Origin of the sequence: Halovenus anhuiensis (assembly GCF_037080055.1) — an archaeon.
Classification (GTDB): domain Archaea; phylum Halobacteriota; class Halobacteria; order Halobacteriales; family Haloarculaceae; genus Halovenus.
Genome location: NZ_JBAOJI010000001.1, coordinates 764,293 through 789,372 on the forward strand (window position 1 = coordinate 764,293; position 25,080 = coordinate 789,372).

The following is a 25,080-nucleotide window of genomic DNA, read 5'->3' on the forward strand; positions in this document are numbered from 1 at the left end:
AGCGCCGCCGAGAGCTTTTCTGAGTGGTCCCGAAGCAGTCGGTTGTGACGCTTGTGTCTCCCGGATCGGACTCCAGTATTCGGAACTGGCCCACCAAATTATATATGCGTGGTACTCTGGTTATGTGTGTGGCACGAGCACGAGTCTTGCTCGTCGATGATGGATCCGTCGACGAGACAACCTCGGCACTCAGAGACCGGGACTGCCGAGTGACGGTTGTTGGGTCGATTGCAGACGCGCTGTTGAATCTCCAGAACAACAGAGTGGATACTGTCGTGACGGAGTACGAGCTTCCGGACGGGACGGGGCTCGATCTGCTCGCCGAGATCCGGGAGAGCTACGAGACGTTGCCGGTCGTGTTGTACACCGCCCACGGTGACGAACACGTGGCGAGTCAGGCAATCGACGCCGGCGTCTCGTCGTACATCCCCAAAGACGAGCCGACGACGGCGGCCCGACTCGCCGAGACTGTGACAGAACTGACGATTGCGGACGTGACGGGCGTGACCAGCGACGACGTTCCGGCACCGACGACGGAGACGATCATCAGAGCGGTCGACGAGGCGCCGATTGGCATCACGATTTCGGACCCGTCGCTGCCGGACAATCCCATGGTCTACATCAACGAAGCCTACGAGGAGTTGACGGGCTACGACGCGGATCTGGCGCTCGGGCGGAACTGTCGGTTCCTGCAGGGCCCCGACACCGAGGAGGAAGCCGTCGCCGAGATGCGCGAAGCGATCGAAGCCCGGGAACCAGTCGACGTCGAGGTGGTCAACTACCGGGAAGACGGAACGCCGTTCTGGAACCACGTCACCATCGCGCCGCTGTTCGACGAGGACGGCAATCTGACCCACTTCGTCGGCTTCCAGAATGACGTGACCGACCGGAAGGAAGCCGAGGCGGTGGCCAAACAGCGCGCCGACTCGCTTCGGGAGGAACGACAGGCCCTGGAGCGGGTGCTGGGGCGGATCAGTGGGCTGGTCAACGAGACCAGCCAGATCCTCGTCAACTCCGGGACCCGGACGGAGATCGAAGGCGAAGTGTGTGCGGAGATCGCACAGACCGACGGCTACAGCCACGCCTGGATCGGCGAGTCGAAGGTGACCGGGACGAGAACGACCGTCTCGGTCAACCAGACGGGGACGAGCGGTGCGGTCGAGATGGAAACCGCAGGAGAGTGGACGGAGACGATCTTCGAGGAGGCTATCGAGCAGGGGACTGTCAAGGTCGTTTCCGGAGACAACGATCTGCCCGCGGGCATCGCTCCCTCGAAGTACAACGCCAGTTCGATGGCCGTGGTTCCGCTGACCTACCGGCGGGCGACCTACGGCGTCCTTGCGGTCTACGCCGAGCGGTCCGACGTACTGGATCGCCGTGAGTGTAAGATCTTCGAGGCGCTCGGGCAGATGATCGCCAGCGGCATCAACGCCGTCGAGACCAAACAGGTTCTCACAGCCGATCGAGTGACCGAACTCGGCTTCGAGATCACGGACGAGTCGTTCCCGCTGATCGAGTTGGCGCAGGTCTCGAACGGGTCGGTCAGTTACAACGGCTCGACATTGGACGACGACAGCGCACTCCGCGTGTTCGTCACGATGTCTGCGTCCGAATCTGAGTTCGAGGACATTCTCAACCAGTGTAAGACGATCACCGACGGATTCGTGATTGCACAGCAAGAGGGAACGATCGCCGCCTCGCTAGAGTTACAGGGTGCCGATGTCTTCAGAGAACTCGCGGAGTACGGGGCGACGTTGCGGGATCTGTCTGTCTCGGGCGACTCCAAAACCGCACAGCTCCATATCGACCTGCCGGTCGAGGGTGACGTTCGATCTGTGCTGTCGGAACTGGAATCCGCGTACAACGGCGTCAATCTGGTCCGCCAGCACGAACGCGAACGAGACCCACGACCCACCGCAGAGTTCGTCGCCGCCGTCGCGGATCGACTGACCGACCGGCAGTACACCGCCCTGGAGACGGCCTACCTCAGCGATTACTTCGAGTTCCCGCGCCCGGTTTCGGGCGAAGAACTCGCCGATTCGATGGATATCTCCCGGCAGACCTACCACCAGCATCTCCGCGCTGCACAGCGAAAGCTCCTCGAAGAGTTCTTCGAGACGAAGTGAGCGGAACCACCTGACACGTATGCTGGCAGCGTTTTTATACTGCCGTGCGAAGGAATAGTATGGACTGTCGCGTCGGGACTCTCCGCTGTCGAATGTCGTCGAGACATGACCGCTTCACCAACCGACCCGGCCGACGACTCGTCCGGGAGTGATCGCTCAGATGGCACCACTGACCTATCTCGAATTTCATCTGCTGTTCGTCATCCCGCCGATGATCCTGCTCGGGGTGCTCGCGTACACCCGCGAGAACGCGTGGTCGGGGCCGAAGCCGCTGAGTGGCCTCGCCATCCTGCTCGTGCTCGCGCTCGTCTACACGATTCCGTGGGATAACCTGCTGATCGCCGAGGGCGTCTGGTGGTACGGTGCGGGTGCGACCACCGGCTACATCTGGCACGCACCGATCGGGGAGTATCTCTTCTTCGTCTTCCAGCCGATTGTCGTCTGCTTGTGGCTGTTTCAGTTCCCGACGATTGCCGACGTGTCGCTGGTCAGGATTTCGCTCTGGAAGCGCGGCGTCGGCGTCCTCGCGGGCGCAGTCGTCAGCGTCGTCGGCTATCTGATGCTCGGCGTCCAGTCGCTGTACTATCTGGGTGCGATCCTGTTCTGGTCGGGGCCGATCCTCTCGATCCACTGGGGCTTCGGCTGGCCGTATCTCTGGCGACTCAGAAAGACCCTGCTGGTAGGTATCGCCGTTCCGACGCTGTACCTGGCGACGATCGACCGCCTGGCAATCGAGTGGGGCATCTGGGTGCTCTCGGATCTCCACACGACGGGAATCACCGTGCTGGGCCTGCCAATCGAGGAAGGCGCGTTCTTCTTCATGACGAGCGTCTTTGCCGTCCAGACGCTGCTGATGTACATGTGGCTGCTCGACCGCGTCGAACGAGGAGAACTGAGCGAGTGGAAACTCGCGCTGACGAACAACAATCCCGCTCCGGATCTCGACTCATGACCACGACAGCGTGATCGATGACCACGAAACACATCGCAGTTCCGAGCGCGCGTGCCCGAGCTATCGCCGAAACGTACTCGATCAGACCTGGGTGGCTCGCACTGGCTGTCGTTGCCGTCGTTGCCCTCGCTGTCGGTGAGATGCCGCTGACCTACCAGTACGCGCCACTGGTTGTCAGCGTCCTCCTGCTCGGGCTTCCCCACGGCGCTGTCGATCACCTCGTAATCGCTCGTCAGCGCGGCGAGGGACTCACGGCTCGCTGGCTCGGTATCGTCGCCGGCATCTATCTCGTCTTCGGCGTCGCCTACGGGCTGGTCTGGTTCGTCTGGCCCGTCGCCGCATTCGTCTTCTTCATCCTCATGACGTGGTTTCACTGGGGACAGGGCGAACTCTACCCACTGATCGATATCGTCGGCGCAGACTATCTGCGCGCGCCCAGCCAGCAGGCGCTGACGGTGCTGGTCCGTGGCGGTGCGCCGATGGCCGTCCCACTGGTCGCCTTCCCCGGCCAGTACGAGTTCGTCGCCACCTCGCTGATCGGGCTGTTCGATCCCGGCGCGGCCGCCGCGCTCGCACCGGCGTTCGAGACCGGACCGCGGCTGGCTGTCGCGGCTGTCTACGGAACTGCAGTTCTACTGACGATCACGCTAGGCTACCTGCGGACCGACGAGCGCGGACCGTGGCTCGTCGACGCGGGCGAGATGGGCCTGCTGTCGGCGTACTTCCTCGTCGTCCCGCCGATTCTCGCCATCGGGATCTACTTCTGTTTCTGGCACTCGCTTCGCCACGTCATCAGGACGGTCCTGTTGCACGACGATTCGGCGACAGCGCTGGATCGCTCGGACGTGACTGCCGTCGCTCGCCGGTTTGCTTGGGACGCGGCACCGATGACGGCAGGTGCATTGGTCTTTCTCGGTCTGCTGTACGTTCTCGTTCCGCGAGAGCCGGGCGAATTGTCTGGCTTGGTGGCACTGTATCTCGTCCTCATCGCGGTGCTGACGCTGCCCCACGTCGTGATCGTCAGTTGGCTGGACCGCGAACAGGCTGTCTTCTGAGTGAGTGAAGAACGGTAGTTCTTTTAGGACACACACCCGGTTTTGGAACATGGTACGCCTCGGGCTGGTGGTCGCGCAGTTCAACAAAGACCGGCCGATCACGATGGAGATGGCAGAGCAGGCGCGCGAGGCCGCGGCCGACCGCGGCGCTGAGATCGTCGAGACGCTAGAAGTGCCGGGTTCGTACGATACGCCCCTGGCCGCCGACCGGTTGGCGCGCCGCGAGGATATCGACGCCGTCGCGGTGATCGGCGCAATCGTCACCGGCGACACCGACCACGATCAGGTGATCGCCGACGCCGCCGCACAGGGCCTGACCGACGTTAGCCTCGACCGCGACACGCCCGTCGCGCTGGGGATCACCGGCCCGGGGATGAGCCAAGACGAGGCTGTCGCCCGAATCGACTACGGTGCGACCGCCGTCGAGAGCGCAATCGATCTCGCTTCCGAACTTACAAATGACTGAGTACAATTTCACAGACCGCGTCGAACGTGTATCGCCGAGCGCCACGCTCGCTATCAGCAACAAGGCCGCCGAACTCGAAGCCGACGGCGTCGACGTCGTCGATCTGAGTGTCGGTGAGCCGGATTTCGACACGCCGCAGAACATCAAAGACGCCGCCGAGGAGGCACTCGAAGCAGGGCACACCGGCTACACGACATCGTCGGGGATCCCGCAACTCAAAGAGGCTATCGCCGACAAACTCGACGACGACGGCCTCGACCAGTACGGCCCCGAGAACATCATGGTCACGCCCGGTGGGAAACAGGCGCTGTTCGAACTCTTCCAGACGCTGACCCAGGAGGGCGACGAAGTCGTTCTCCTCGATCCGGCGTGGGTGTCCTACGAGGCGATGGCCAAAATCGCCGGCGCGGATCTCAAGCGCGTCGACACCGCAGCCCACGATTTCCAGCTCGAACCCGCGCTGGACGAACTCGCCGAGACGGTTTCGGACGACACCGACATGCTCGTCGTCAACTCGCCGGGCAACCCGCACGGCGCCGTCTACTCGGATGCTGCGCTGGAAGGCATCCGGGACCTGGCTGTCGAGCACGACTTCCTCGTAATCTCCGACGAGATTTACAAGGAGATCACCTACGACGATGTCGAGATGACGAGCCTCGGCACCCTCGACGGGATGGAAGACCGGACGCTCACGCTCAACGGCTTCTCGAAAGCCTACGCGATGACTGGCTGGCGGTTGGGGTACTTTGCCGCGCCCGAAGAAATCGTCGAGCAGGCCGGCAAGGTCCACGGCCACTCCGTCTCCTGTGCTGTCAACTTCGTCCAGCACGCCGGCGTCGAGGCGCTGGAGAACACCGACGAGGAAGTCGCCGAGATGCGCGACGCCTTCGAGGACCGGCGTGATTTCCTCGTCGAGGAGTTCGAGTCCCGCGGTGTCGAGGTCTCTGAGCCGAAAGGTGCCTTCTACATGATGCTGCCCGTCGCCGACGACGATCAGGCCTGGTGTGACGACGCGATCAGCGAGGCCCACGTCGCGACGGTGCCCGGCAGTGCCTTCGGCACGCCCGGCTACGCGCGAATCTCCTACGCCAACAGCAAAGAACGCCTGCAGGAAGCGATCGACCGACTGGAAGCCGAAGACCTGCTGTAACGGTTCAGAATTCGGTTCGCTGGCGGGGAACGGACGACTTTTTGCCCACGACAGCGTAAGACGAGTATGTTACTTGTCCGCGGTTGGGCTGGCGATAGCGCGCTGACGGGGACGATTTTCGAGGAGGGCGAGTCCCCTCCGGAGTACAGCGGATCGCCGAACACAGACGCGCCGTACGTCTGGGTCTGCGACGAGTTCTACGAGGTCGAGAGCGGTGGTTCCACCCAGACCATCGACGGCCGAGAGCTACAGGTCGCCTTCGAGTCGCCGATGCCTCGCGGGTTCGAGAGTCGCGAGGCCGCGCTCACGGCCGCGAGAGAACACCTCCGGACGCAGTTCGTCCGTCTCGGCGTCGACCGCGAGGCGGTCGAAATCGAAGTCCTCGACGAGGACGAAAACGCGGTTCAGCCGTCCTGAACTACAGTTTTGCGGCGCATTCGCTACAGTACTGGAACGAGGGATCGTTCGGGGTTTGGCAGTTCGAGCAGATCAATTGCGGAATCCCTTCGCGGTCTGTTTCGAGCACCGCTCGTTCGTCGGGCGTGGGATCCACAGGCTCGTCGCCCGGGCTGCCCGGCCCCTCTCCACGGTTTCGCTCGCGGGCCTCTCGAACGATATTGCGGAGCACGTACAGCCCGATAGCGAGGCCGATCAGCCCGAGACAGAGCCAGCCGACCCAGATGAGGAACCCAACCCCGACCATATCGGAGCTACGGTGTCGACAGTCCTGAATGTTCGGGCCTTACAGATCCATCCGCTCGGCCGGCCCCCAGCGTTTGTCGTTGTAATCGGTCTGTTGACCGGTCTCGAAGGTGTGTTCGATCCGGCGGCGGATCGTCGCCTTGCCCTGTCGGTCGATCCGCGCCAGTTCGTCGGCCTTCCCGACGGCCAGCGGCGGCCCGCGCTCGCGTGCCACCGCGCCGAGAAACTGCGTCGTCAGTGCCTCGCGACGCTCTCGCTCGCGGGTGAACACGTAGGGAGCTTCCACCCGATAGATCAGGTCGTCGCGAGGGTCGTAGATGACGAAGAAGGTAACTTCGTAGTCCTCGTCGTCGAGTTCGCGCTGTTTGTCGAGTTCGATGGTGCCGTCGGCGAGGACGCCGTCAGTTCCGGCGCGGGAGCGATACCAGCCCGTGAAGGTCAGCGTGTCGGTTTTCGGGTCGCCGTTCTCGTCGGGGCGTTCGAGCACCCGCCGGAAGAAGTCCTGGTCGTTGACCCACGGCGCGCCGACCGCCCGGCGGAGTTCGCGGGTGAGCGCCTTCGAGGCGCTGTTTTTGACGAAGCCAGCCAGCGGAATGTCTCGCTCCACGAAGGTCTCGACCAGATCCAGATAGTTGGCGATTACGTCGGTGAACTCCTCGCGTTCGATGATCAGCCGTTCCAGTTCGGGGTCGCGCTCGACCCACTTCAGCAGGCCAGTTGGGTAGATCGGGCCGTCGAGCACGAGCAGATCCTCGACGACATCGCTCTGCTGGAGGGCGTGCTCGCTCTCGGCGAGATACAGCGCCAGCGCGTGGACGACGACCTGTTCGTGGCGGTCGACCCGCGGCGCGCGCAGGATGCGTCGACGCGCGTACCCTTCGTCGACCATCCGCCAGTCGGTCTCGTCGAAGGACGCCGCGGTGTCGTTCGTGTGGACAGTCATCACGATACTCCGAGCGCGGTGCAGATCCACGTCAGATGGAACGGCCGCCATCGCGGCCTGGGAAACGTCGATCACCAGCCCGTTTTTGAACGTCGTCGGATTGATCGTCCCCGCGTCGAGACCGTGCTGGGTGGGAAACGGCGCGTCGGTCAACGCGATATCGGCAATCGGGACTTTGTGTTTGCCGTGCTCGCCCAGCGGATCGAGCACGACCGAGCCATCGCTGTCGTACAGCGGATCGAGAAACTCGGCGAAGGCCCGCTCGGCGAGTTCCGTCTGGTCGGTCTCGTCGACGGCCGTCTTCACCTCGGTTGCGAGGTCGGCGATGCCGTCCACGTGGACGGGATCGAGTGTCATGGCTGCCGTTGCATGGCCACGGGTAAAAAGCTATCAGGGAGCGTCGTGTCCGCCCGAGTCGTATTCCCCACTGTCCGAACCATCCGCTCCGGCGTCCCCGTCTCCGTTCGTTCCGTCCGGTTCGTCGCCATCGTCGTCTTCGAGATTGTCCTTCAACGTCTGCAACTCTGCGTCCACATCGATGTTCACCGGTTCGCTCTCCCCGGAGTCGACGCCGACGGTCGTCCCATCCTCAGTCCTGTCTTCTCCAGTGGACTCTTCGGTCGCGAGTTGTTGGCTGATCTGGTCTTGAAGCGAGCGCGCCTCAGCCAGCAATCGGCGAACGTCCTCGTCGGCACCCTCCTCTTCCAGCGAGGACTGGACAGTTTCGAGGGTCTGGTCCAGTCGGGACAGCGCCTGCTGTCCCAGTAGCTCCGCCCGGTCACGAACCTCTCCGGCCGCTCGACTGTGCTGGCTCCGCGGCTCGCGGCCCTCCGCGAGTCGGATCGTCCGGCGGAGCAGTTTCAGTGCGCGGATGTTCGTCTCGAGCACCAGGATGACGCTCGGAATCGCGATCTCGCTGGTGAACCGCGAGAGTTGGCGACGGGTGGACAACCGCCCAGACCCCTCGGAGTCCAGTTCCCGCTGCAGCGTCTGCAGTTCCCGCGTGAGATCGCGCAACAGCCGCGTCACGTCCGGATCTCCCGAATCACTCATGTCTCGGACGTACGCCTGCCTGCTACAAAAACGCTCTCCGCTGTTTCTGTGATATATAGATTTTCCCTGACCCCACTCGTTTAGGTAAGCCAAAACCCTTTTAGTTTTAGGGTCGCCTAAGTCCAGGTGATGAAAGCCACCGATTACGAGATGGAGAAAACCGAGCAGTCCCCAGATATCTGCCTGGACTGTGACGTGACTGCCCACGTCAGTTGCCCCGAAAAGGTCGTGTTCACCGAACAGGACAACACCGACGGCTGGATAGCGACCGATTACACCGTCGAGTTAACCCGGTAGCTCCAGATCGAACCCCTCTGACGCCTGCTCTCCAGTCAACTCTCCACCCCGAGTTCGTTTCTGTGCGTCCGAGCCATCCGGTCAGCGATGCGTGACTCTTCTCGGTTAGCGAGGGCTCGACGTGGCGAGTCGTCCGGAAAAAACCCGTCGCAAAATCAGTTGTCTGTCGAAATCGGGGGGACGTAATGCACCCAATTAGTTCATCGTCTCCTCGGTGACCAGCGTGTCGTCGCCGAGGTAGTGTTCGATGTGGTGAGCGTCTTCCTCGACTTCGACGAGGATCTGTCGGAGAATCTCCGCCGTCGCGTGGTCGCCGAGGTTCGTCGCGAGTTCGACGTGGTCACGCAGCGACTCGATGATGTCGCCGTACATTTCGAGGTCGTGCGCGAGTGAGGTCCGAATTTCGTAGATGTCGTCGTCCTCGGCTTCGACTGGGGAGTGCTCCTGAATCTGTCCGAGACCGGCGACCGGCGTCCCGCCCAGCGCCTGTGCGCGCTCGGCGATTTCGTCGGCTGCTTCTTCGGCGCGCTCGGCGGCCTCGCCGAGGAAGATGTGCAGATCACGGAACTCCGCACCCTCGACGTTCCAGTGGTGTTTCCGGAGCTGGTGATAGAGCGTGAACGTCGCCGCGAGGTCCGTGTTCAGCGCGTCGATGATCTGCTCTGATTTGTCTGTGTCGAGTCGCAGGTCGTTTTCTTCTACTGTGCCGAATTCTCGCATCGCTTCTTTCTGGGTGCTCATACAAGCCATAATTCTCGCGCCAAGGGTATAAATCTACCTGTTTAGAAAATATATTTTGGTATCCCAAAACCAATTGTTCCGATACCGAGTATCGCTTTTTGATATCCGACATTCGTTTGGGGCCAAAAACATGTTCGGGAGGAGACTCACGACGGCGTTCAGCGGGCGGAGCGAACAGCGAGCGCGTAACAACGCAGAGCAGCCAAATGTAAATATATCTAAATAACTATTATTTAGAAGTTTACTTGTAGTAGCTAACGAATGTCACGAGACGATCAGACACAACAGTCGGATCACCAGCGCTCACGGGACGACCAGGGCCAACGACAGCAGTCACAGACAGCCCAGCACACACAGCAGCCACGGACCGCACAGCAGTCGAACCCGCCACAGCAGGCATCGGTGTCGCTGCTGGACGGTGAAGAAGTTCTGATCGATGCCAGACCCGCGTGGTCGGCGTACAGTCTCCAGTTGATAGTTGCCGGACTCATTATCATCGGCGGATTCGTCGCCGGCAACGAGGCCGTAATCGGCGGTCTCCTCGTCGGCGGAGTCATCGTCGGCTACGTGTTCTATCAACGGCGGAAACTGAGATACGTGGTCACTGACCGCCGAATGATGAAGGTGATCGGGCTTTCGTCGAAGACGACCAGCGAGGCCTGGATGGTCGACATCCGAGGGCTGCAAACCGGCGCATCGCTGATCGAACGGCTGCTCGGCCACGGTCACATCACCGTCTCGGCGGATATCCTCTCGACCGGAATCGGGCGGTTCCAGGGGATGACTTTCGGTGGCATCTCCAACTACGAGCAGATCGCACAGATCATCAGAGAACGACAGAACGCCTCGAAGATGGACTGACGGGACTGTTGAGGAGGGTGCCCCACGCACGGTAACGCGTGGGGGAGCACCCGCAGGGCATTTAGTTCGGTCCGACCGTATCCAGGAGTATGACAGCGACAGCATTCCTGAGCGTCTCGCCGAGAGTCGAAGGGAGCATGGCACCAGAAATCGCGAAGGCCGTCGACGCCTTAGAAGAGTTCGACATCGAGTACGAGACGACGCCGATGGGGACGATTCTCGAAGCCAGCGAGGTAGGCGAGTTGTTCGCGGCCGCCGAGGCCGCACACGAGGCCGTCGACGGCCATCGAGTGGGGACGTTCCTGAAAATCGACGACAAGCGGACCGTCGAGGAGGCTGCCGAACGGAAGGTCGAGAAAGTCGAAGAGCATCTCGGACGGGAAGCGAAAAGCCAGGGCGGGCGAAACCAGTAAATCCCGGAGACTCCACTGCCCAGCCGTGAGGACACTGTCGTCGGTCGCGATCCGCCGCCGGTTCGGTGAGTATGTGGCCGCCGTCCGTTCCGGCGATGGAATCGCACCGTACGTCGGACTCGCCGTCTCGATCTGTGCGATCAGCACCGGCGCGATTCTCGTTCGCCTGAGTTCGGCCCCCTCCGCAGTCGCCGCCATGTATCGCGTCCTGTTCACGACGCTACCGCTACTTCCGGTCGCACTCCTCCGGTACCGCCAGCAGTTCCGGGCGATGGACCGGCGTGACCTGCTGTTCGCCGGTCTGTCAGGGCTCGCGCTCGCAGTACATTTCGCCTCGTGGTTCGAGAGTCTCGCGTGGACGAGCGTCGCCGCCAGCGTCACGCTCGTTCAGTCCCAGCCGATTTTCGTCGCGGTTGGCGCGTGGGCGCTGCTCTCGGAGCGGGTGACCCGACGAGTCACAATCGGTATTCTCGTCGCCGTCGCCGGCATCGTCACGATGTCACTCGGTGATCTGTTCGGCGGCGTCGTCGGGGCGAATCCATTACTCGGAAACAGCCTCGCGCTCCTCGGCGCGGTCATGGCTGCGGGGTACGTCCTCGCCGGGCGCTCGCTGCGCCAGCGGCTGGCATTGATCCCCTACGTCGTGGTCGTCTACAGTGTCTGTACGGTCGGTCTCCTCGCGCTCGTGCTGGCGCAGGGCCACCCGCTGACCGGCTACGGTAGCCAGGAGTGGCTCGTCTTCGTCGGGCTGGCGGTCGGTCCAGGTCTGCTCGGGCACACCGTGATCAACTGGGCGCTAGCTCATCTCGAATCCAGCGTCGTCTCGGTCTCGCTGCTCGGCGAACCGATCGGTGCGACTGTCCTCGCGGCGCTGTTACTCGCCGAGACGCCGACGCCCCTGACTCTCCTCGGCGGGGCCGTCGTCCTCGCTGGCATCGTGACGACCGCGACAGAACGGACCGACGAAGCCGAAGAGCCAGCGGCCGATGTGCCGAGGGAAAGCGAATAGCGACTGGTCAGCAAGCATTTGTGACACGAAACTAATCCGACCGTAAGCTAATCATTATCTGTGATCCACTCGAAGGTGAACGTAATGAGTACACCCAGCAACGAAGTTGGACCGGAAGAGGCCACGACCTTCGATACTGACGCCGACGCGCTCAGAGTGCTGGCCGAGACACTGCTGCCAGCCTCCCGGAGCGAGACCGAGTCGTTCGTCACCGAACAGTTGGCTGATCAACCCAGTGGACTCCAGACCTGTACGACGGAGTACTTCACGAACACGCTTCCGAACGGGGAGGCTGCTTACGGGAAACTCACCAATCTAGTTGCCGACAGGGATGTGGCTAGCGGAGATCTCTTTGCTGCGATCTCGACCGTTCAGGCGGCGCTCCTCTCCGGCGAGTATCGCCCTGTCAAACAGCCACCCGAGGGTGCCGAGGCGGCACTCGGCCGCGTAATCACGACGGACACCGCTTCGCTGGCACCCCGACTCGCTGGAGGGGGGCAATCGATCACCGCCACGGACGCTCGCGAATCGGTCGAGCGCCTGATCGACCGCGCGACCGAGATCGAGGAAAGTTCCTTCGAGATCGAGACCCTCGTCGAACAGCAGGCCGACAACACCGACAACATCGCGGGCGAGGTCAGCGATATCAACGCCGCGACCGAGGAGATTGCCGCCACGACACAGGAAGTCAACGAGCAGAGCAACAGCGCCCAGGAGTTGACTCGGGAGGGGTACGAGCGCGCCGAGGAGATGACCGACCGAATGGAGCGGATCAACCAAAATGCCGTCGAGGTCCGCGAACAGGTCGACTCCCTGCAGGAACGGACCGACGAAATCGACGACATCGTCGACGTGATCAACGACATCGCCGACCAGACGAACATGCTCGCGCTGAACGCCTCCATCGAGGCCGCCCGCGCGGGCGGCGACAGCGACGGATTCGCCGTCGTCGCCGACGAGGTGAAAAATCTCGCCGAGGAGAGCAAGACACAGGCCGGCGAAATCGAGGAACTGGTCGACAGCATCCAGGCCGGGACCGAACAGGCCGCAGAGGAACTGGACGAACTCGAAGACGAGACCAGCGAGGGCTACGAGGCGAGCAAGCGCGCCCTGGAGACGTTCAGTGATATCGAAGAACTCGTGACGAACGTTTCGACGGCGCTGGACGAGGTCGAAACGGCGACCGAAGAACAGTCCGAAAGCGCCGAGGAACTGGCGATGATGATCGACGAAGCCTCTCGAAAGGCCTCGCGGATCTCCGAGGAACTCTCACAGATCGCACAGGCAAACGAGACTCAGCGCTCCGATCTCAAGACGTTCGCGCAGTCCCTCTAAGCGTTCAGGCAGGGCCCTCAGTTGTACTGCCGGTCCAGATAGGCGACGATTTCGTTGCTGTCCGCGAGAAACTCCTCGTCCATCTGCTCGTCGAACAGCACCGGAACGCCGGTCTGACCGGTTCTGTCCTCGACTTCCGTCCGGTCACTGTGGGCGTCCGGGACGACCGTTTCGTCGTAGTCGAGGTCGAGGTCGCTGAGTTTTGCGCGCACTTTCTGTGAGTAGGGGCAATCTTCTCTGTCGTACAGCTCGATCTGTGTCATGGTCCAGTATTCACCCAAGTCGGCATTAACTGTGCGGCCGACGTGTATCACCGTTGCACGACCGACTCCGCTCCCGTCGAAACAGTTCCACAGAATTAAGTAACCACATTTCTGAACACAGGTATGGAACTCCCGAACGAACTCACACATCCCGCGTTTTTCACCGGCGTCGGCGCGATTGTCGGGTACGGCATCATTCTGGCGGTTCTCACGGCAGTCGTCTTCGGCATCCCGTATCTTATCTTCTCGCTGCTGCTGTAAGCGGCCGCTTGCCCACCGATTTTTTATCGGCGGATGACCTCGATAACGTATGGCAGACCAACGCTACGTCTACACGACACACGCCACGGAGGCCCGGGGCCGAAAGATGGGCAACATCGAGTCGGTCATCAACGAGTACGCCAGCGAAGGCTGGCGACTGACTGAAACGCTCGAACGCGACGGGACGACCATCGGAATGGTCTTCGAGCGGGAAGTCTGAGTCCGCCGAAAAGTTACATTCCCATGTCGGCCGCGGCGTCGGGGACCGGCAGATCGTGGCCCGAGACGCCGAGGAGTTCGCCGGCGTGGTCCAGTGCCATGTCGAAGCCGTAGTATCGTTCGAGTTCGTCACCGTCGGCACTGTCACGAACCTTGAGCATCGCGTACCCCTCGATATTCTGTGCGATGGCTGCTTCCGAGCCGTCGCGACGGAAGACCAGCAGTCGCTCGGTCTCGGTCTCGCGGTACTGCGCGGTCACGGAATCCGCCTCAGCCGTGGTTTCGTCCTCACTCATACGCCGCTGTTGGCCTGCTGGCACCTTTGTGTGTCGGTTCCCGACCGGATTGCCGTCGCCAGCCGGCGTTCGATACGCTTTTTTGCGGCTGCGTCGGTAGTCATCCCCATGCGCGCACTTCGGAGCTGTGAGTTCTGTGGCGAACAAGCGGTCGGAACCTTCGAGGTCATCCCCGAGGAACTCGATCCGACAGAGGCCGAGCGACGCCGGATCGTGCTCTGTGGGTCTTGCAAGGACACCTTGCAGACGCTGATCGAACCACTCATCGAGCGGGCAGAGAGAACCACCGACGGGGGGCGAGAACCGCAGGCGGGTTCCCAAACAGAGACAGCGACCGACGAGGACAGCAGGAACGACCTGATCGAATCGAGTGCCGACGAAGACGGCTCACTCCTGGGCGGGATGGACGACAAACCGTCCGAAAAATCAGGATCTGAAGATGCTGTCGACGCCGACGCTGAGACGAGCACCACCTCCGACGGTGAGAACAGCAGTACCGAGTCAGGTGCGTCGTCTCAGACGGGCCAGTCATCGGAGACGGTGAAAAGTGACAAGCCGGACAACTACGGGCAAGTGCTCAGACTGCTGCGGAACCGGGAGTTTCCGATGACGCGAGAGGAAGTCGTCACAATTGCGACCAGCGCGTACCAACTCGACGCCAGAAACGTCCAGGCAGTCATCGACGAAGCGATCGACCGCGGGGAGTTCGTAGAGGCCGACGGCCAACTCCAGCACGCGTAACGATGCCACGGTTTCTCCAGAGCGGACGGCGGCGTGATATCTGTGCGATCCTCGCGGGCGAATCCCTGCAGGCCCAGGCGCTGAAGTCCCGCCTCGAATCGACCTACGAGACGCGGATCGATCCGAAGTCGTTCTACGGTGCGCTCGACGCCCTCGAAGATCAGGGGTTCGTCGAGACTCGGACCGAGGGCATTCACGACGTATACGAACTCACCGATGCAGGGGCCGACCGACTCGACGACCATCTCGACTGGCTGCTGGGTGAGACCGGTCGGGCCGAGCGCTGAGTATGTGACGTACTCACACGTATGTCTTTCGCCACCGGTACGGTCGTTACGTTCATTGGAGAGGGAGTCGTAGAGTAAACTACCGGATGAGGCGAGACCACTTCACAGTCGCGGCCGAGAGTTTGGACCCAGCAGACGCGGATAGCCCGACGCTCGATATCGAATACGACGGCCCCGAGGAGACACTGACAGCACAACTCAGTGAGGACAGCGGCGAGCAGATCACAGCATCAGAGATCGATGCGGCGTTCCGGTATCAGGACGACCACGAGGCGGACGACGCGATGGGTGTCTGTAGTTTGACCCACCGGGTCACCGGCGAATATCTTCTCGAAGTCAACGCGGCCGGCGAGGATATTCTCGACCTCGTCGCGGCGGCGAGAGAGGAGACCGACGAGGGGAGTTACCGCGTTCGGATCCACCGCTCCGACGGCGAACCCATCGTCTACGACCTCGATGCGTTGCTCGTCTACGACGCCGAAGGGAATCTCCTGCGCCAGCACAGCCTGATTCCGAGCGGCGTCGAACTCTAACTCGAGAGCGAATCCACCTACGTTTACTGTCCCCCCACTCGAAGGGGCCGCTGTGGGACTGTACGACCGATATCTGGCGACCCGTATCCGTCTCGCAGAGGAGTCACTTCCCGACACGGTTGCGCTGATCATCACCGAGAGAGATCTCCTCGAAGACGGCGCATACGACACGCTAGAGGCGTTTCTCGACTGGGCGTTCGGGTTCGGTGCCGACCGAGTCGTCGTCTACGTCAGTGTCGGCAACGAAGACGTGATCTCGACGCTCAGGCGCGAACTCGAACGGATCGACGCACCGCATCCGATATCGGTTCGGTCGCCGGACGACGAGAGTCGGGCGACGACACCGGTACAGGTCAGCATCGGCCTCGGCGGCAAACACGAGTTCGCAGCGGCGGTTCGGGGAATCGCGACCGCCGTCGAGAACGGGCAACTCGACCCCGGAGAGATCACCGGCGAAGAGATCGAACGACGCCTCGTCTTCCCGTCGGACCCGGATCTCATCATCAAGACTGGCGCCGAACGACTCTCGGATTTCATGATCTGGCAGTCCGTCTACTCCGAGTTGTACTTCACCGACGTGAACTGGCGGAACTTCCGGCGGCGGGATTATCTCCGCGCGCTCCAGGACTTCCAGCGCCGACAGCGCCGGTTCGGGCGGTGACCCCGCTTAATTCCTGGTTGTCGGCGGTCGAGTCTGGAGTTCACGCTCGAACTGCTCGAAAAACGTCGTCATAAACTCCCAGCGCGACTGCCCGACCGACCGAGCCGGATCGGTATACAGCGCATCGAGGCGTTCTCGGGTCCACTCACGAAGTAGCGTGATGTCCGGCCCATCGATCGACTCGACGCCGTGGGCCGACGCATCGTCGATAACGGCATATCTCTCGCCGGTGCGACCCGAGCGCTCGCCGACGATACAGGCCAGTCGGATTAGCCCTCGCGCGCCAGCAGCGTCCAGTTTGTCGGCATCGAAGAGGAGTTTCGCTTCGATTGTCTCTGGCTCCGGGGAACTCGGTCGGATGCTGTGTGCCCGGAGACAGTGCGAGATTGCCTCGATGCGGTCGTCCGAGACTGGTTCGGTAGCGAGTAGATCGGTCGCTTCCGTCGCCGCCCACGCGCCGTGGTCGTCGATCTCACCGGCCCGCTCTCGGGGTCGGCCGATATCGTGGAACCAGGCTGTGGCCGCGAGCGTCTCTCTGTCGACGGGTTCGTCGACGCGATTTGCCAGCGCGACAGCGAGATTCCGGACGCGTCGCGCGTGAAACTGATCGTGGGCTGGCAGTGCATCGTCGTAATACGGCACAGCTAACGCACGGGCACGGGAGCCTAACTCCTCCGTCATCGTGTGGACGTTCAGCGGTGGTCTGATATGCCTTGCGTACCCTCAAATACCGATTGCAGTCTGGTGGCCGGCGCACCCAAATCGATTTAGCTTGGGCGGGTGATTGCTACGCAATGGTACCAGTCAAGGGGCCGTGGTCCCGCGAGCAGTTGGCGCAGTTTCTCGACGAGGCGCTCATGCCGCTACGGATCGGCTGTCACCGCCCGGACGGCGGACTCTGGATGCTCTCACTGTGGTATCACTTCGAGGACGGCGAGTTCCGGTGTGCAACGGGCGAAGACTCCGACATCGCTCGATTTCTCCGGAGTGACGACGCCGTCTCCTTCGAACTCTCGACGAACCGACCGCCGTACATGGGCGTGCGCGGCAACGGAACCGCGACGCTGGAACCGGACGCAGACAAGGAACTGCTCAGAAACCTCCTCGACCGCTATCTCGGCGGGACAGAGTCAGAGTTAGCCGAGATGCTGCTGGCCGACGACCGCGAAGAACTTGTGATCCGGATCGAACCCGATCGACTGTTCACCTGGGATTTCACGGATCGGATGCGCTCGGCACGAACGGAGACACCTGCCGGTCGAGAGCCGGAACCGGACTCACCGCGCGATAAGTGAGATCTGTCGCAACGACCGGCAGCGGGATATCAACTGGGCGATTCGACAGTCTGCTCCGCGGAGTCGCCGTCCTGCATATCCTCCTCGCCGGAGGACGTGACTCGCTTGCCAGATTGGCCAGCCATCTCACTCAAAACCTTCGCGAGCGCACGGGCACGGCGGATCCGACTCTGGTGCCAGCTTTCCTCGCGGTAGTTGTAGGTTCTAAGTGCTCGGAGGAAGTCGATCCGGCGAAACTCCGGCCAGTACGGAGTCGTGAAGTAGACGGCAGCCTCGTTGCCGTTGGCCTGCCACGGCAGGAAGTTCGAGGTGCGTTCGTCGCCGCCCGGGCGGATGATCAGATCCACGCTGCGGGTCGGCCCGTCTGGCAGCGCCTCGTCGATGGTCTCCGTCGTCACCTCGTCAGGATCCAGTTCCCCTGCCTCGACGGCGCTGGCGATACTCCGGGTTGCCCCGAGCAGTTCCGCCCGACCGCCGTAGGCCAGCGCGATGTTGAGGTGGAGGCGGTCGTACCCCTCGGTTCGGGACTCCGCGTAGTCGACGGCATCGCGGACGCGCTCTGGGAGTTCCTCCGTCTGACCGATTGCGCGGATGCGGACCTCCCGTTCGTGGACATCGTCGGCGTCGGCAAAGTCACGGAGTTTCTCGGTGACGAGATCGAACAGCGCTTCGCGCTCGTCGGCAGGGCGCTCGAAGTTCTCGGTCGAAAACGTATAGAGCGTCACTTCTTCGATATCCAGATCGGCACACCACTTGAGCAGGGCCTCCGTCGTTTCGGCACCTTTCCGGTGACCGGCCGTCTTTTCGACCCCCTGTTTGGCAGCGTACCGGCGGTTACCGTCCTGAATGACCGCGATATGCGACGGCGTCGCTTCGAGTTCGGATTCAAGCACGCGTGCGTACAACTGCTCTACGGGAGCCCGAAGCCGACGGAACATACCTTTACTTCGCCGCAGTCCGGTGTTAATCTTGTGTTGCGCGTTAAACTGACCACAGCTTATTAATATAGTGACGACGTTCGTTCATATGCAATGGCGCAAGGTACGGTTGATTTCTTCAACGACACAGGCGGTTACGGTTTCATCGATACTGAAGACGCGGACGAAGACGTTTTCTTCCACATGGAGGACGTCGGCGGGCCGGATCTCGAAGAGGGGCAGGAAGTCGAATTCGAAATCGTCGAGGCCGACAAAGGGCCACGAGCCAAGAACCTCGAACGACTGTAACAGGTCTCGAAGTGACTGGCTGTGGGGAGTCTGGTAGCTGCTGGACTCGTCTCCGAATTCTTCCATTTTCACACGCCGACGAGCAGCCACGCTCGAACCGTGAGTGGTAAACACGCGCCGCGGGAACGCCCAGTATGGCCGAGATACTCGACAGCGAACTCCGACGACGGACCTGGAAGCTCCTCCAACCGGGCGAAATCGAACTCGACGGGCTGGTCGTCCAGACCGAATTTGACGGCAGTCAGGAACCGGAGATGCACCAGGCGACCGTCGAAGTCGGCGAACTGATCGCCGAGTATACGGGCTACGAACCGAGAGATACGTTCGTCTACTCCGGGACCGACGACTCCGAGTTCGCCTCGAACCAGCATCAGGGGCTCACGCTCGACGACGAATCGTTCGTCTGGGAGTGTCAGCAACTACTCAGAGACGGCAGTTTCGACATCGTCTTCTATTTCGAGGCCGAGGCCGATTCGACGGGCTTGCTCGATGCAGTCCGCGCAGCGGGCTACGACGCGACGGTAATCCGGGGCGATGCCGAAGAACCCGACGACGCAGTGCTGGATGTATAAACTGGGAATTGGCGAGTCATTTAAGCGGGCTGGTTCCCGAAATTCACCAGAACGCGGATGATTCCACTGGTGCACGACTTCACGGGCGAGCGAGTGTTGGTCGTCGGCGGCGGCCCGGTCGGCGCGCGGAAGGCGAGACGGTTCGCCCGCGAGGCCGAGGTCGTCGTCCTGAGTCCGACCTTCGATGCCGAATCCTACGGCGATGGTCAGCGACTACGTGCTGCGCCTGACCCCGAAGAGATACCGGACTGGCTCGACAGGATCGATCCGGCGCTGGTCGTCGCGGCGACAGACTCAGCAGAACTGAACGACGCTATCGAGCGGGCGGCCGACGAGCGTGGAATACTCTCGAACCGGGCCGATCGGTCCGGCTCACGCGACCCCGGACAGGTCGTCGTGCCCGCGACAGTGCGGGATGATCCGGTCGTGGCCGCGATTTCGACGGGCGCGAGCAGTCCGGCACTGAGCCGACATCTTCGACAGGAACTCGAATCGACGATCAGTGGTGCCGGTGCGATGGCCGAACTGACCGGGTCGCTCCGGGACGAACTCGACACTGTCAGCGCAGAGACACGACGGGCTGCACTCCGAGCCGTCATCGACAGCGAGGCCGTATGGAAGGCTTTAGATACCGAGAGTGCAAACGCCCGTCAGGTAGCTAAAGACGTGATCGCAGACGTAACCGGTGATTCACTATGACATCTAATTCCGGTATCATTTCCGGCGTCAGTATCTCTCATCAGCGCGCATCTCTCGATCAACTCGAAGCCGCCGCTGCCGATAGCCAGCGGTCGTTCGTGGCCGACCTCTGCGCCGATCCGGCGGCGCGAGAAGCCTACGTTCTCCAGACGTGCAACCGTGTCGAGGCCTACGTCGTCACCGACGGGGCCGAGACCGGCGCGGAACTACTCGCCGATCACTTCGCCGAGACGTCCGACGAGATTGTCCGGACGCTCGGCCACGAGGAGAGTCTCGAACATCTCCTTCGTGTCAGTGCTGGGCTGGAATCGCTCGTGCTCGGCGAAGATCAGATCCTCGGGCAGGTCCGGGACGCCTACGAGGACGCACGCACTATGGACGGGATCGGTCCCGTCCTCGAAGATGGCGTCACGAAAGCAATCCACGTCGGCGAGCGTGCCCGCACGGAGACGGCGATCAACGAGGGCGTCGTCTCACTGGCCAGCGCGGCCGTCCGACTCGCCGCCGAAAAGCACGGCCTCGACGGTGCCAACGCCGCCGTGGTCGGAGCGGGCGAGATGGGCCAACTCGCCGCGAAACGACTCGCCCCCCGCGTCGGAAAACTCGTTCTCGCGAACCGAACGATTTCGCGGGCGAATTCTGTCGCACAGGGCATCGACGAGCCAGTCGCTATGGAAACGAAGGGACTCGAAGAACTCGCCGCCACAATCGACGAGGCGGATATCCTGATCGCGGCGACAGCGAGTACGGACTGGCTCGTCGACGCGGAGACGCTGGCCGAGACCAGCGAGACGTTCATAGTCGACATCACGCGACCTCGCGATATCCCACCGGAGGTCGACGAGTTCGAGCACCTGACGGTGTACGATCTGGACCGCCTCGAAAGCGTCACCGAAAAGACCCGACAGATGCGCCGCGAAGCGGCGCAGGAAGTCGAGGACATCGTCGACGAGGAGTTCGCCTTGCTACTCGATCAGTACAAGCGCAAGCGAGCCGATCAGGTCATCTCGGCGATGTACGAGAGCGCAGAGCGCGTCAAGGCCCGCGAACTGGAGACAACCTTCGAGAAACTCGACCTCGACGAGGAGAGCGAAGCCGTCGTCGAATCACTGGCCGACACTCTCGTCTCACAGTTGCTCGCGCCGCCGACGAACAGCCTGCGGGACGCGGCGGCCGACGACGACTGGACGACGATCCACACGGCGCTTCGCCTGTTCAACCCCCACATCGACGAGGCCGAGGAGGGGATGGCGCTGGCCGGGATGGCACCCGATTCCGCCGACATGTCCGATCCCGAGGCGATCCCCGATCACGTCCGCGAGCAGTTGCCGGCCGGTCTCCTCGAAGAGTTCGAGGAGTAGGCTAACTGTTTTGTCCGTTCCGGCCGATGCGTGTACGTATGAGTGAACTCCTCTCAGACGACGAGATCGACGAACAGCTTCCCGACGGTTGGGACCGCGACGGTGACGAAATCGTCCGGACCTACGACTTCGACTCCTATCTCGACGGCATCGGCTTCGCCTCCGGTGCCGGCGGCGTCGCCGAGGAAGCGTGGCACCACCCCGAGATGACGATCACCTGGGGGGAAGTCGAGATTCGACTCACGACACACGACGCTGGTGGCCTGACCGAGAAAGATATGGATCTCGCCGAACGGTTCAACGAAATATACGAGTGACCGCCCGGGCCACATAAACCAGCAGACGGACACGGTCCGGAGTTTCTCGGCGAGCAACTGAACCGAAGTGTCTTTCCGCTATGTGCGAGACTGTTCGGGCAATGGGAACGTCCGATCAGTTGGCAATCGAGGCGGATGGGCTGACCAAACGCTTCGGTGAGACGGTCGCTGTCGATGGTGTCGACCTCGAAATCCCGACAGAGAGTGTCTACGGCTTCCTCGGGCCGAACGGGGCCGGCAAGACGACGACCATTGAGATGCTGACAACGCTGCTGCCGCCCAGTGCTGGGACGGCCCGTGTCGCAGGCGTCTCGATTACGGATCGGGACCGACTGAAACAGTACATCGGCTATCTGCCGCACGACCCGCCGGTCTACGAATCGTTCACCGCCCGGGAACAACTGGCCTACGCGGCCGACATCCGCCGAATGGACGCCGACCGGGCCGACAAGCGCATCGATAACCTGCTCGACCGGGTCGGCCTGCTCGCCGACGCCAGCGACCGAATCGGAACCTACTCGCAGGGGATGCGCCGGAAGGTCGGACTCGTGCAGGCGCTGTTGCACGATCCTGACGTGGTCTTTCTGGACGAACCGACCAGCGGCCTCGATCCGCGCTCGTCGCGGACGGTCATCGAGTTGATCACCGAGCAGGTCGAGAGCGGGACGACGGTCTTTCTCTCCTCGCATATCCTGCCGGTCGTCGAGGAACTCGCCGACACCGTCGGCGTGCTCTACGAGGGGCGACTCGTCGCCGAGGATAGCCCCGAACGGTTAGTCGAACGGACCGAGGAAGGGCGCGGAACCCTCGAAGAGGCGTTTCTGGATATCACGACCGAGGGAGGGCCAGTGTGAATGTCGTCGCTGTGGACTGATCTGCGGGTCGGCATGCGGATCGGACGGGCAAGTGTCCGCGACCGGTTCCGACGCCACACCAGTACCCGCCGTGAGAAGGCGATATTCGTCCTGCTCGGACTGTTCGTATTGCCGGGTATGCTCCTGTTTATCCGGCAGGCATACTCGCTCGGCGTGCTCAGCAGAGGCGGCGTTGCCGCGCCGGTGTTGCCAGTCGCGCGCAACGTCCTCGTGCCGATGATGCTCGTGTTCACTGTCGTCGCAGGGCTAGAGGCGGTCCAGCAACTCGGCAGCGACTCGGTGCGCTCGCTCGTCCTGACCAGCGCGTCGACCCGTGCAATCGTCGTCGGCAAGGTCAGTTCGCTGCTGGTCTCGTGGCTAATCCTGTTCGCGCTCGGATTCAGCGTCGTGATTAGCTACGCCGCAGGGGCCCAGACACCGCTGTTTCCGGTTGTGTTCCTGCTCGCGCTCTTACCGGTGTTCGTACTCGTCTTGCTCGCCGGCCTCGCGCTCGGCTATCTCCTCTGGCTCGGCGTCGAGCGACTCGGCCTGTCGGAAAGCAGCCGGCAATTGCTCACCGCCGGACTCTACATGGGCATGGTGGTCGTGATGTTCGCCGGTGGCTCGCTGGTCGGCGGTGCCTCCGCGGAGGGCGGGCTAACTGGCCTCATTCCGACGGGAGACCCGACGACACCGCTGGGCTGGTACGCCGACCTGTTCTTCCTCGGGTCGCCGGTGACGCCAGCGCTCGGCGTCGAGACGCTGGTCGCCGCCGGACTGGTCATCGGTGCGATCCCGCTCGCGTTCGTGCTGGTCGTCAGGCTCGCACCACTGTACTGGTACGCATCGCCGGCCGAAGAGTCCGCAGACGAAGACGAGACAACAGACGGGGCCGACCTCGAAACCCCACCGAGCGCGTTGATCGGGCGGACTCCCGACAGCCTCGTCGGGCGAGTGCCAACGCTGCGCGTATTGCTCGCGGTGGCTCGCAACGCCCGCCGAAATCCCGGCCAGTACGTCTATCTCTTCTACTATTTCTTCCCCGTCATGCCGGTGCTCGTCCAGCAAGCGATTTCGGCGCCAGACCTGTTGCCGCTGACCGGCGGTGGCGCGCTCGTCGTCCTCGGTGTCTGGCTGGCCGGCGGCGTCTTCTGTCTCAACCCGCTCGGCTCCGAGGGATCGATGCTCTCACAGATCGTCCTCGCAGAGCGACCCGCAGAGACGTTCGTCCACGCGCGACTGCTCGCTGGGAGCATCCTCGGCGTCACGCTGACGACCCTTGGAGTCGTCCTCTTCGCGAGCGCACACGGACAAGTGACAGCAACGACCGCCGCACTCGGTGCCGTCTTCGCCGCTGGGGCCGCCGTGACCAGCGCGGGACTCGCGCTCGGACTCGGGTCGGTCCTCCCGAAGTTCGAGGCCGTCGAAATCTTCGAGAGCGTCGAGACGGTCGCGCCCTCGATCATCGCCGCGCTGGCTCACGCCGTCATCTCGGTGCTAGTGCTCGTCGCCAGCCTCGCCGTTGCACTCGGGGTTGCCCTTCCAGAGAGCCCACTCTCCGTCGAGCAGAAACTGCTGGCCGTCGGTGGGTTCCTGCTCGTGGCACTCCTCATCACCGACGGCTCCCGCCGGTACGCCACCGCACGGCTCCGCGATTACGGCCACGAGGTCGCCCGGACGGACCGACCGTTCGCCATCTACACCGCGGTTGGGCTCTCTGTGCTGGCCTTCCTGATGGGGCAGGCGGTGTCAATTGCCGCGCTCCCCTTCCTCGGCGTCGATCCGCGACCGGTCGTGCTCTATCCGGTGCTGTTCGTCGTCCAGTACCTTGGCTTCGCACTCGTTGCACTCGGCTTCCTATACGCGACCCACCGCGGACTCGGCTATGTGGACCTCTCCTGGCCCTCCGTCCGGGACCTCGGGATGGTTGCCGGCGGCGTCGTCGCTTCCTTCGGTATCTGGGCGGCTGCCTCGGTCATCATCACCGGCCTCGGACTCCCGGCGACCGATCACGCGCTGTTCGAGCCCGGCGAAGACGGCTCCGCGCAGTTGCTGTTGATTCTCATTCCGCTCGTGTTGTTCGTCAACGGCCCCGTCGAGGAACTGCTCTATCGCAACGTCATCCAGAAGTATCTCGCCGAGCGGTTCTCGACGCCGGTTGCAATCGGAACTGCGAGTGCCGTCTTCGCCCTGGCACATGTCCCGGCCTATTTCACCGCCGGATTCACTGCGCTGTCGGTGACGCTCTCGCTTCTGTTCGTCGTCTCCTGTCTGTGGGGACTGATCTACGCTCAGACAGAAAGCCTGTTTGTCGTCTCTGCGATCCACGGGCTGTACAACGCTTTACTGATCGCTGGGCTGTACATCCAGGTGACCTGACCGAGGGCCTCGA

The 25,080-nt window shown here is 62.5% G+C and carries 33 protein-coding genes; 25 read left to right on the forward strand and 8 right to left on the reverse strand.

The window, feature by feature from the left end; translation table 11 throughout:
- The first annotated feature begins 128 nt into the window (after window positions 1–128).
- From V8P86_RS03905 to V8P86_RS03930, 6 genes are all read left to right on the forward strand, one after another.
- Window positions 129–2,126 (forward strand): bacterio-opsin activator domain-containing protein, encoded by a 1,998-nt coding sequence (locus V8P86_RS03905; protein ID WP_336325929.1) that lies wholly within the window; start codon window positions 129–131, stop codon window positions 2,124–2,126.
- Window positions 2,127–2,286: 160 nt separating this feature from the next.
- Window positions 2,287–3,078 carry a lycopene cyclase domain-containing protein gene (locus V8P86_RS03910; RefSeq protein WP_336325930.1) on the forward strand — a complete coding sequence of 264 codons (792 nt, stop codon included), beginning with the start codon at window positions 2,287–2,289 and terminating at the stop codon, window positions 3,076–3,078.
- A gap of 17 nt (window positions 3,079–3,095) precedes the next feature.
- Window positions 3,096–4,133, forward strand: coding sequence for a Brp/Blh family beta-carotene 15,15'-dioxygenase (locus V8P86_RS03915; protein WP_336325931.1), 1,038 nt, complete (start codon window positions 3,096–3,098; stop codon window positions 4,131–4,133).
- 49 nt (window positions 4,134–4,182) lie between these two features.
- Complete coding sequence (ribH, locus tag V8P86_RS03920; protein ID WP_336325932.1) at window positions 4,183–4,599, forward strand: 6,7-dimethyl-8-ribityllumazine synthase; 417 nt, start codon at window positions 4,183–4,185, stop codon at window positions 4,597–4,599.
- Window positions 4,592–5,749: a pyridoxal phosphate-dependent aminotransferase gene (locus tag V8P86_RS03925; protein ID WP_336325933.1), complete on the forward strand. Its 1,158-nt coding sequence runs from the start codon at window positions 4,592–4,594 to the stop codon at window positions 5,747–5,749. The genes ribH and V8P86_RS03925 overlap by 8 nt, the downstream gene beginning before the upstream one ends.
- Window positions 5,750–5,815: 66 nt before the next feature.
- Window positions 5,816–6,166 carry a DUF7113 family protein gene (locus V8P86_RS03930; protein ID WP_336325934.1) on the forward strand — a complete coding sequence of 117 codons (351 nt, stop codon included), beginning with the start codon at window positions 5,816–5,818 and terminating at the stop codon, window positions 6,164–6,166.
- A 1-nt stretch (window position 6,167) separates the two neighbouring features.
- Here V8P86_RS03930 and V8P86_RS03935 read toward each other — a convergent pair whose 3' ends face one another.
- The 3 genes from V8P86_RS03935 to V8P86_RS03945 are packed head-to-tail and all read right to left on the reverse strand — an operon-like array spanning window position 6,168 to window position 8,447.
- Window positions 6,168–6,452: a zinc ribbon domain-containing protein gene (locus V8P86_RS03935; RefSeq protein ID WP_336325935.1), complete on the reverse strand. Its 285-nt coding sequence runs from the start codon at window positions 6,450–6,452 to the stop codon at window positions 6,168–6,170.
- 39 nt (window positions 6,453–6,491) lie between these two features.
- A complete protein-coding gene (locus V8P86_RS03940) occupies window positions 6,492–7,751 on the reverse strand; it encodes a DNA double-strand break repair nuclease NurA (RefSeq protein ID WP_336325936.1) in 1,260 nt (419 codons plus the stop codon).
- Between the two features lie 33 nt (window positions 7,752–7,784).
- Window positions 7,785–8,447: a DUF7547 family protein gene (locus V8P86_RS03945; protein WP_336325937.1), complete on the reverse strand. Its 663-nt coding sequence runs from the start codon at window positions 8,445–8,447 to the stop codon at window positions 7,785–7,787.
- 129 nt (window positions 8,448–8,576) lie between these two features.
- Here V8P86_RS03945 and V8P86_RS03950 point away from each other — a divergent pair, with 129 nt between their 5' ends.
- Window positions 8,577–8,744 carry a hypothetical protein gene (locus V8P86_RS03950; RefSeq protein WP_336325938.1) on the forward strand — a complete coding sequence of 56 codons (168 nt, stop codon included), beginning with the start codon at window positions 8,577–8,579 and terminating at the stop codon, window positions 8,742–8,744.
- 195 nt (window positions 8,745–8,939) lie between these two features.
- Here the strand turns inward: V8P86_RS03950 and dpsA are convergent, their stop codons facing one another.
- The gene (gene dpsA / locus V8P86_RS03955; RefSeq protein ID WP_336325939.1) at window positions 8,940–9,485 is read right to left on the reverse strand and encodes a DNA starvation/stationary phase protection protein DpsA; all 546 of its coding nucleotides are present in this window, start codon (window positions 9,483–9,485) and stop codon (window positions 8,940–8,942) included.
- 261 nt (window positions 9,486–9,746) lie between these two features.
- Between dpsA and V8P86_RS03960 the strand changes: the two genes are divergently transcribed.
- The 4 genes from V8P86_RS03960 (at window position 9,747) to V8P86_RS03975 (ending at window position 13,103) form a co-directional block, all read left to right on the forward strand.
- Complete coding sequence (locus V8P86_RS03960) at window positions 9,747–10,346, forward strand: PH domain-containing protein (RefSeq protein ID WP_336325940.1); 600 nt, start codon at window positions 9,747–9,749, stop codon at window positions 10,344–10,346.
- 89 nt (window positions 10,347–10,435) lie between these two features.
- Window positions 10,436–10,759, forward strand: coding sequence for a thiamine-binding protein (locus V8P86_RS03965; RefSeq protein ID WP_336325941.1), 324 nt, complete (start codon window positions 10,436–10,438; stop codon window positions 10,757–10,759).
- Window positions 10,760–10,859: 100 nt separating this feature from the next.
- On the forward strand, window positions 10,860–11,768 hold the full coding sequence (locus tag V8P86_RS03970) for a DMT family transporter (RefSeq protein ID WP_442909365.1): 909 nt from the start codon (window positions 10,860–10,862) through the stop codon (window positions 11,766–11,768).
- An 84-nt stretch (window positions 11,769–11,852) separates the two neighbouring features.
- Window positions 11,853–13,103, forward strand: a complete 1,251-nt coding sequence (locus tag V8P86_RS03975; protein WP_336325942.1) for a methyl-accepting chemotaxis protein — start codon at window positions 11,853–11,855, stop codon at window positions 13,101–13,103.
- Between the two features lie 17 nt (window positions 13,104–13,120).
- On the opposite strand, the gene V8P86_RS03980 is transcribed toward V8P86_RS03975, so the two are convergent.
- A complete protein-coding gene (locus V8P86_RS03980; RefSeq protein ID WP_336325943.1) occupies window positions 13,121–13,366 on the reverse strand; it encodes a glutaredoxin family protein in 246 nt (81 codons plus the stop codon).
- A 123-nt stretch (window positions 13,367–13,489) separates the two neighbouring features.
- On the opposite strand from V8P86_RS03980, the gene V8P86_RS03985 reads away from it, so the two are divergent.
- The gene (locus V8P86_RS03985) at window positions 13,490–13,627 is read left to right on the forward strand and encodes a hypothetical protein (RefSeq protein ID WP_336325944.1); all 138 of its coding nucleotides are present in this window, start codon (window positions 13,490–13,492) and stop codon (window positions 13,625–13,627) included.
- Window positions 13,628–13,676: 49 nt separating this feature from the next.
- Window positions 13,677–13,847: a hypothetical protein gene (locus V8P86_RS03990; RefSeq protein WP_336325945.1), complete on the forward strand. Its 171-nt coding sequence runs from the start codon at window positions 13,677–13,679 to the stop codon at window positions 13,845–13,847.
- Between the two features lie 13 nt (window positions 13,848–13,860).
- Here V8P86_RS03990 and V8P86_RS03995 read toward each other — a convergent pair whose 3' ends face one another.
- Window positions 13,861–14,142: a DUF7111 family protein gene (locus V8P86_RS03995; RefSeq protein ID WP_336325946.1), complete on the reverse strand. Its 282-nt coding sequence runs from the start codon at window positions 14,140–14,142 to the stop codon at window positions 13,861–13,863.
- A gap of 108 nt (window positions 14,143–14,250) precedes the next feature.
- Between V8P86_RS03995 and V8P86_RS04000 the strand changes: the two genes are divergently transcribed.
- From V8P86_RS04000 to V8P86_RS04015, 4 genes are all read left to right on the forward strand, one after another.
- Window positions 14,251–14,883, forward strand: a complete 633-nt coding sequence (locus V8P86_RS04000) for a DUF8528 domain-containing protein (RefSeq protein ID WP_336325947.1) — start codon at window positions 14,251–14,253, stop codon at window positions 14,881–14,883.
- Window positions 14,884–14,885: 2 nt separating this feature from the next.
- On the forward strand, window positions 14,886–15,170 hold the full coding sequence (locus V8P86_RS04005; protein WP_336325948.1) for a PadR family transcriptional regulator: 285 nt from the start codon (window positions 14,886–14,888) through the stop codon (window positions 15,168–15,170).
- Between the two features lie 86 nt (window positions 15,171–15,256).
- The gene (locus V8P86_RS04010) at window positions 15,257–15,703 is read left to right on the forward strand and encodes a DUF5793 family protein (protein ID WP_336325949.1); all 447 of its coding nucleotides are present in this window, start codon (window positions 15,257–15,259) and stop codon (window positions 15,701–15,703) included.
- 52 nt (window positions 15,704–15,755) lie between these two features.
- Window positions 15,756–16,364: an undecaprenyl diphosphate synthase family protein gene (locus V8P86_RS04015; protein WP_336325950.1), complete on the forward strand. Its 609-nt coding sequence runs from the start codon at window positions 15,756–15,758 to the stop codon at window positions 16,362–16,364.
- A gap of 6 nt (window positions 16,365–16,370) precedes the next feature.
- Here V8P86_RS04015 and V8P86_RS04020 read toward each other — a convergent pair whose 3' ends face one another.
- Window positions 16,371–17,045: an HD domain-containing protein gene (locus V8P86_RS04020; protein WP_336325951.1), complete on the reverse strand. Its 675-nt coding sequence runs from the start codon at window positions 17,043–17,045 to the stop codon at window positions 16,371–16,373.
- A gap of 113 nt (window positions 17,046–17,158) precedes the next feature.
- On the opposite strand from V8P86_RS04020, the gene V8P86_RS04025 reads away from it, so the two are divergent.
- On the forward strand, window positions 17,159–17,659 hold the full coding sequence (locus V8P86_RS04025; RefSeq protein WP_336325952.1) for a pyridoxamine 5'-phosphate oxidase family protein: 501 nt from the start codon (window positions 17,159–17,161) through the stop codon (window positions 17,657–17,659).
- 29 nt (window positions 17,660–17,688) lie between these two features.
- Here V8P86_RS04025 and uppS read toward each other — a convergent pair whose 3' ends face one another.
- Complete coding sequence (uppS, locus tag V8P86_RS04030) at window positions 17,689–18,597, reverse strand: polyprenyl diphosphate synthase (protein WP_336325953.1); 909 nt, start codon at window positions 18,595–18,597, stop codon at window positions 17,689–17,691.
- A 93-nt stretch (window positions 18,598–18,690) separates the two neighbouring features.
- Between uppS and V8P86_RS04035 the strand changes: the two genes are divergently transcribed.
- The 7 genes from V8P86_RS04035 to V8P86_RS04065 all read left to right on the forward strand — a co-directional run bounded on the left by V8P86_RS04035 (window position 18,691) and on the right by V8P86_RS04065 (window position 25,067).
- Window positions 18,691–18,885 carry a cold-shock protein gene (locus V8P86_RS04035; RefSeq protein ID WP_336325954.1) on the forward strand — a complete coding sequence of 65 codons (195 nt, stop codon included), beginning with the start codon at window positions 18,691–18,693 and terminating at the stop codon, window positions 18,883–18,885.
- A gap of 134 nt (window positions 18,886–19,019) precedes the next feature.
- On the forward strand, window positions 19,020–19,457 hold the full coding sequence (locus V8P86_RS04040; protein ID WP_336325955.1) for a DUF5778 family protein: 438 nt from the start codon (window positions 19,020–19,022) through the stop codon (window positions 19,455–19,457).
- Between the two features lie 57 nt (window positions 19,458–19,514).
- Complete coding sequence (locus tag V8P86_RS04045; RefSeq protein WP_336325956.1) at window positions 19,515–20,156, forward strand: precorrin-2 dehydrogenase/sirohydrochlorin ferrochelatase family protein; 642 nt, start codon at window positions 19,515–19,517, stop codon at window positions 20,154–20,156.
- Entirely contained in the window at window positions 20,153–21,517 is a 1,365-nt protein-coding gene (gene hemA / locus V8P86_RS04050) for a glutamyl-tRNA reductase (RefSeq protein ID WP_336325957.1), read from the forward strand. The genes V8P86_RS04045 and hemA overlap by 4 nt, the downstream gene beginning before the upstream one ends.
- Window positions 21,518–21,555: 38 nt before the next feature.
- A complete protein-coding gene (locus tag V8P86_RS04055) occupies window positions 21,556–21,834 on the forward strand; it encodes a 4a-hydroxytetrahydrobiopterin dehydratase (RefSeq protein WP_336325958.1) in 279 nt (92 codons plus the stop codon).
- A gap of 101 nt (window positions 21,835–21,935) precedes the next feature.
- Complete coding sequence (locus tag V8P86_RS04060; protein WP_336325959.1) at window positions 21,936–22,688, forward strand: ABC transporter ATP-binding protein; 753 nt, start codon at window positions 21,936–21,938, stop codon at window positions 22,686–22,688.
- On the forward strand, window positions 22,689–25,067 hold the full coding sequence (locus V8P86_RS04065; RefSeq protein WP_336325960.1) for a CPBP family intramembrane glutamic endopeptidase: 2,379 nt from the start codon (window positions 22,689–22,691) through the stop codon (window positions 25,065–25,067).
- Window positions 25,068–25,080 lie beyond the last annotated feature (13 nt).

Excerpts from the sequence above, each read along its gene's own strand:
- V8P86_RS03910 (WP_336325930.1), top strand. The coding sequence starts at position 2,287 with ATGGCACCACTGACCTATCTCGAATTTCATCTGCTGTTCGTCATCCCG.
- V8P86_RS03915 (WP_336325931.1), top strand. The coding sequence starts at position 3,096 with ATGACCACGAAACACATCGCAGTTCCGAGCGCGCGTGCCCGAGCTATC.
- ribH (WP_336325932.1), top strand. The coding sequence starts at position 4,183 with ATGGTACGCCTCGGGCTGGTGGTCGCGCAGTTCAACAAAGACCGGCCG.
- V8P86_RS03925 (WP_336325933.1), top strand. The coding sequence starts at position 4,592 with ATGACTGAGTACAATTTCACAGACCGCGTCGAACGTGTATCGCCGAGC.
- V8P86_RS03930 (WP_336325934.1), top strand. The coding sequence starts at position 5,816 with ATGTTACTTGTCCGCGGTTGGGCTGGCGATAGCGCGCTGACGGGGACG.
- V8P86_RS03935 (WP_336325935.1), bottom strand. The coding sequence starts at position 6,452 with ATGGTCGGGGTTGGGTTCCTCATCTGGGTCGGCTGGCTCTGTCTCGGG.
- V8P86_RS03940 (WP_336325936.1), bottom strand. The coding sequence starts at position 7,751 with ATGACACTCGATCCCGTCCACGTGGACGGCATCGCCGACCTCGCAACC.
- V8P86_RS03945 (WP_336325937.1), bottom strand. The coding sequence starts at position 8,447 with ATGAGTGATTCGGGAGATCCGGACGTGACGCGGCTGTTGCGCGATCTC.
- V8P86_RS03950 (WP_336325938.1), top strand. The coding sequence starts at position 8,577 with ATGAAAGCCACCGATTACGAGATGGAGAAAACCGAGCAGTCCCCAGAT.
- dpsA (WP_336325939.1), bottom strand. The coding sequence starts at position 9,485 with ATGAGCACCCAGAAAGAAGCGATGCGAGAATTCGGCACAGTAGAAGAA.
- V8P86_RS03960 (WP_336325940.1), top strand. The coding sequence starts at position 9,747 with ATGTCACGAGACGATCAGACACAACAGTCGGATCACCAGCGCTCACGG.
- V8P86_RS03965 (WP_336325941.1), top strand. The coding sequence starts at position 10,436 with ATGACAGCGACAGCATTCCTGAGCGTCTCGCCGAGAGTCGAAGGGAGC.
- V8P86_RS03975 (WP_336325942.1), top strand. The coding sequence starts at position 11,853 with ATGAGTACACCCAGCAACGAAGTTGGACCGGAAGAGGCCACGACCTTC.
- V8P86_RS03980 (WP_336325943.1), bottom strand. The coding sequence starts at position 13,366 with ATGACACAGATCGAGCTGTACGACAGAGAAGATTGCCCCTACTCACAG.
- V8P86_RS03985 (WP_336325944.1), top strand. The coding sequence starts at position 13,490 with ATGGAACTCCCGAACGAACTCACACATCCCGCGTTTTTCACCGGCGTC.
- V8P86_RS03990 (WP_336325945.1), top strand. The coding sequence starts at position 13,677 with ATGGCAGACCAACGCTACGTCTACACGACACACGCCACGGAGGCCCGG.
- V8P86_RS03995 (WP_336325946.1), bottom strand. The coding sequence starts at position 14,142 with ATGAGTGAGGACGAAACCACGGCTGAGGCGGATTCCGTGACCGCGCAG.
- V8P86_RS04000 (WP_336325947.1), top strand. The coding sequence starts at position 14,251 with ATGCGCGCACTTCGGAGCTGTGAGTTCTGTGGCGAACAAGCGGTCGGA.
- V8P86_RS04005 (WP_336325948.1), top strand. The coding sequence starts at position 14,886 with ATGCCACGGTTTCTCCAGAGCGGACGGCGGCGTGATATCTGTGCGATC.
- V8P86_RS04010 (WP_336325949.1), top strand. The coding sequence starts at position 15,257 with ATGAGGCGAGACCACTTCACAGTCGCGGCCGAGAGTTTGGACCCAGCA.
- V8P86_RS04020 (WP_336325951.1), bottom strand. The coding sequence starts at position 17,045 with ATGACGGAGGAGTTAGGCTCCCGTGCCCGTGCGTTAGCTGTGCCGTAT.
- V8P86_RS04025 (WP_336325952.1), top strand. The coding sequence starts at position 17,159 with ATGGTACCAGTCAAGGGGCCGTGGTCCCGCGAGCAGTTGGCGCAGTTT.
- uppS (WP_336325953.1), bottom strand. The coding sequence starts at position 18,597 with ATGTTCCGTCGGCTTCGGGCTCCCGTAGAGCAGTTGTACGCACGCGTG.
- V8P86_RS04035 (WP_336325954.1), top strand. The coding sequence starts at position 18,691 with ATGGCGCAAGGTACGGTTGATTTCTTCAACGACACAGGCGGTTACGGT.
- V8P86_RS04040 (WP_336325955.1), top strand. The coding sequence starts at position 19,020 with ATGGCCGAGATACTCGACAGCGAACTCCGACGACGGACCTGGAAGCTC.
- V8P86_RS04045 (WP_336325956.1), top strand. The coding sequence starts at position 19,515 with ATGATTCCACTGGTGCACGACTTCACGGGCGAGCGAGTGTTGGTCGTC.
- hemA (WP_336325957.1), top strand. The coding sequence starts at position 20,153 with ATGACATCTAATTCCGGTATCATTTCCGGCGTCAGTATCTCTCATCAG.
- V8P86_RS04055 (WP_336325958.1), top strand. The coding sequence starts at position 21,556 with ATGAGTGAACTCCTCTCAGACGACGAGATCGACGAACAGCTTCCCGAC.
- V8P86_RS04060 (WP_336325959.1), top strand. The coding sequence starts at position 21,936 with ATGGGAACGTCCGATCAGTTGGCAATCGAGGCGGATGGGCTGACCAAA.
- V8P86_RS04065 (WP_336325960.1), top strand. The coding sequence starts at position 22,689 with ATGTCGTCGCTGTGGACTGATCTGCGGGTCGGCATGCGGATCGGACGG.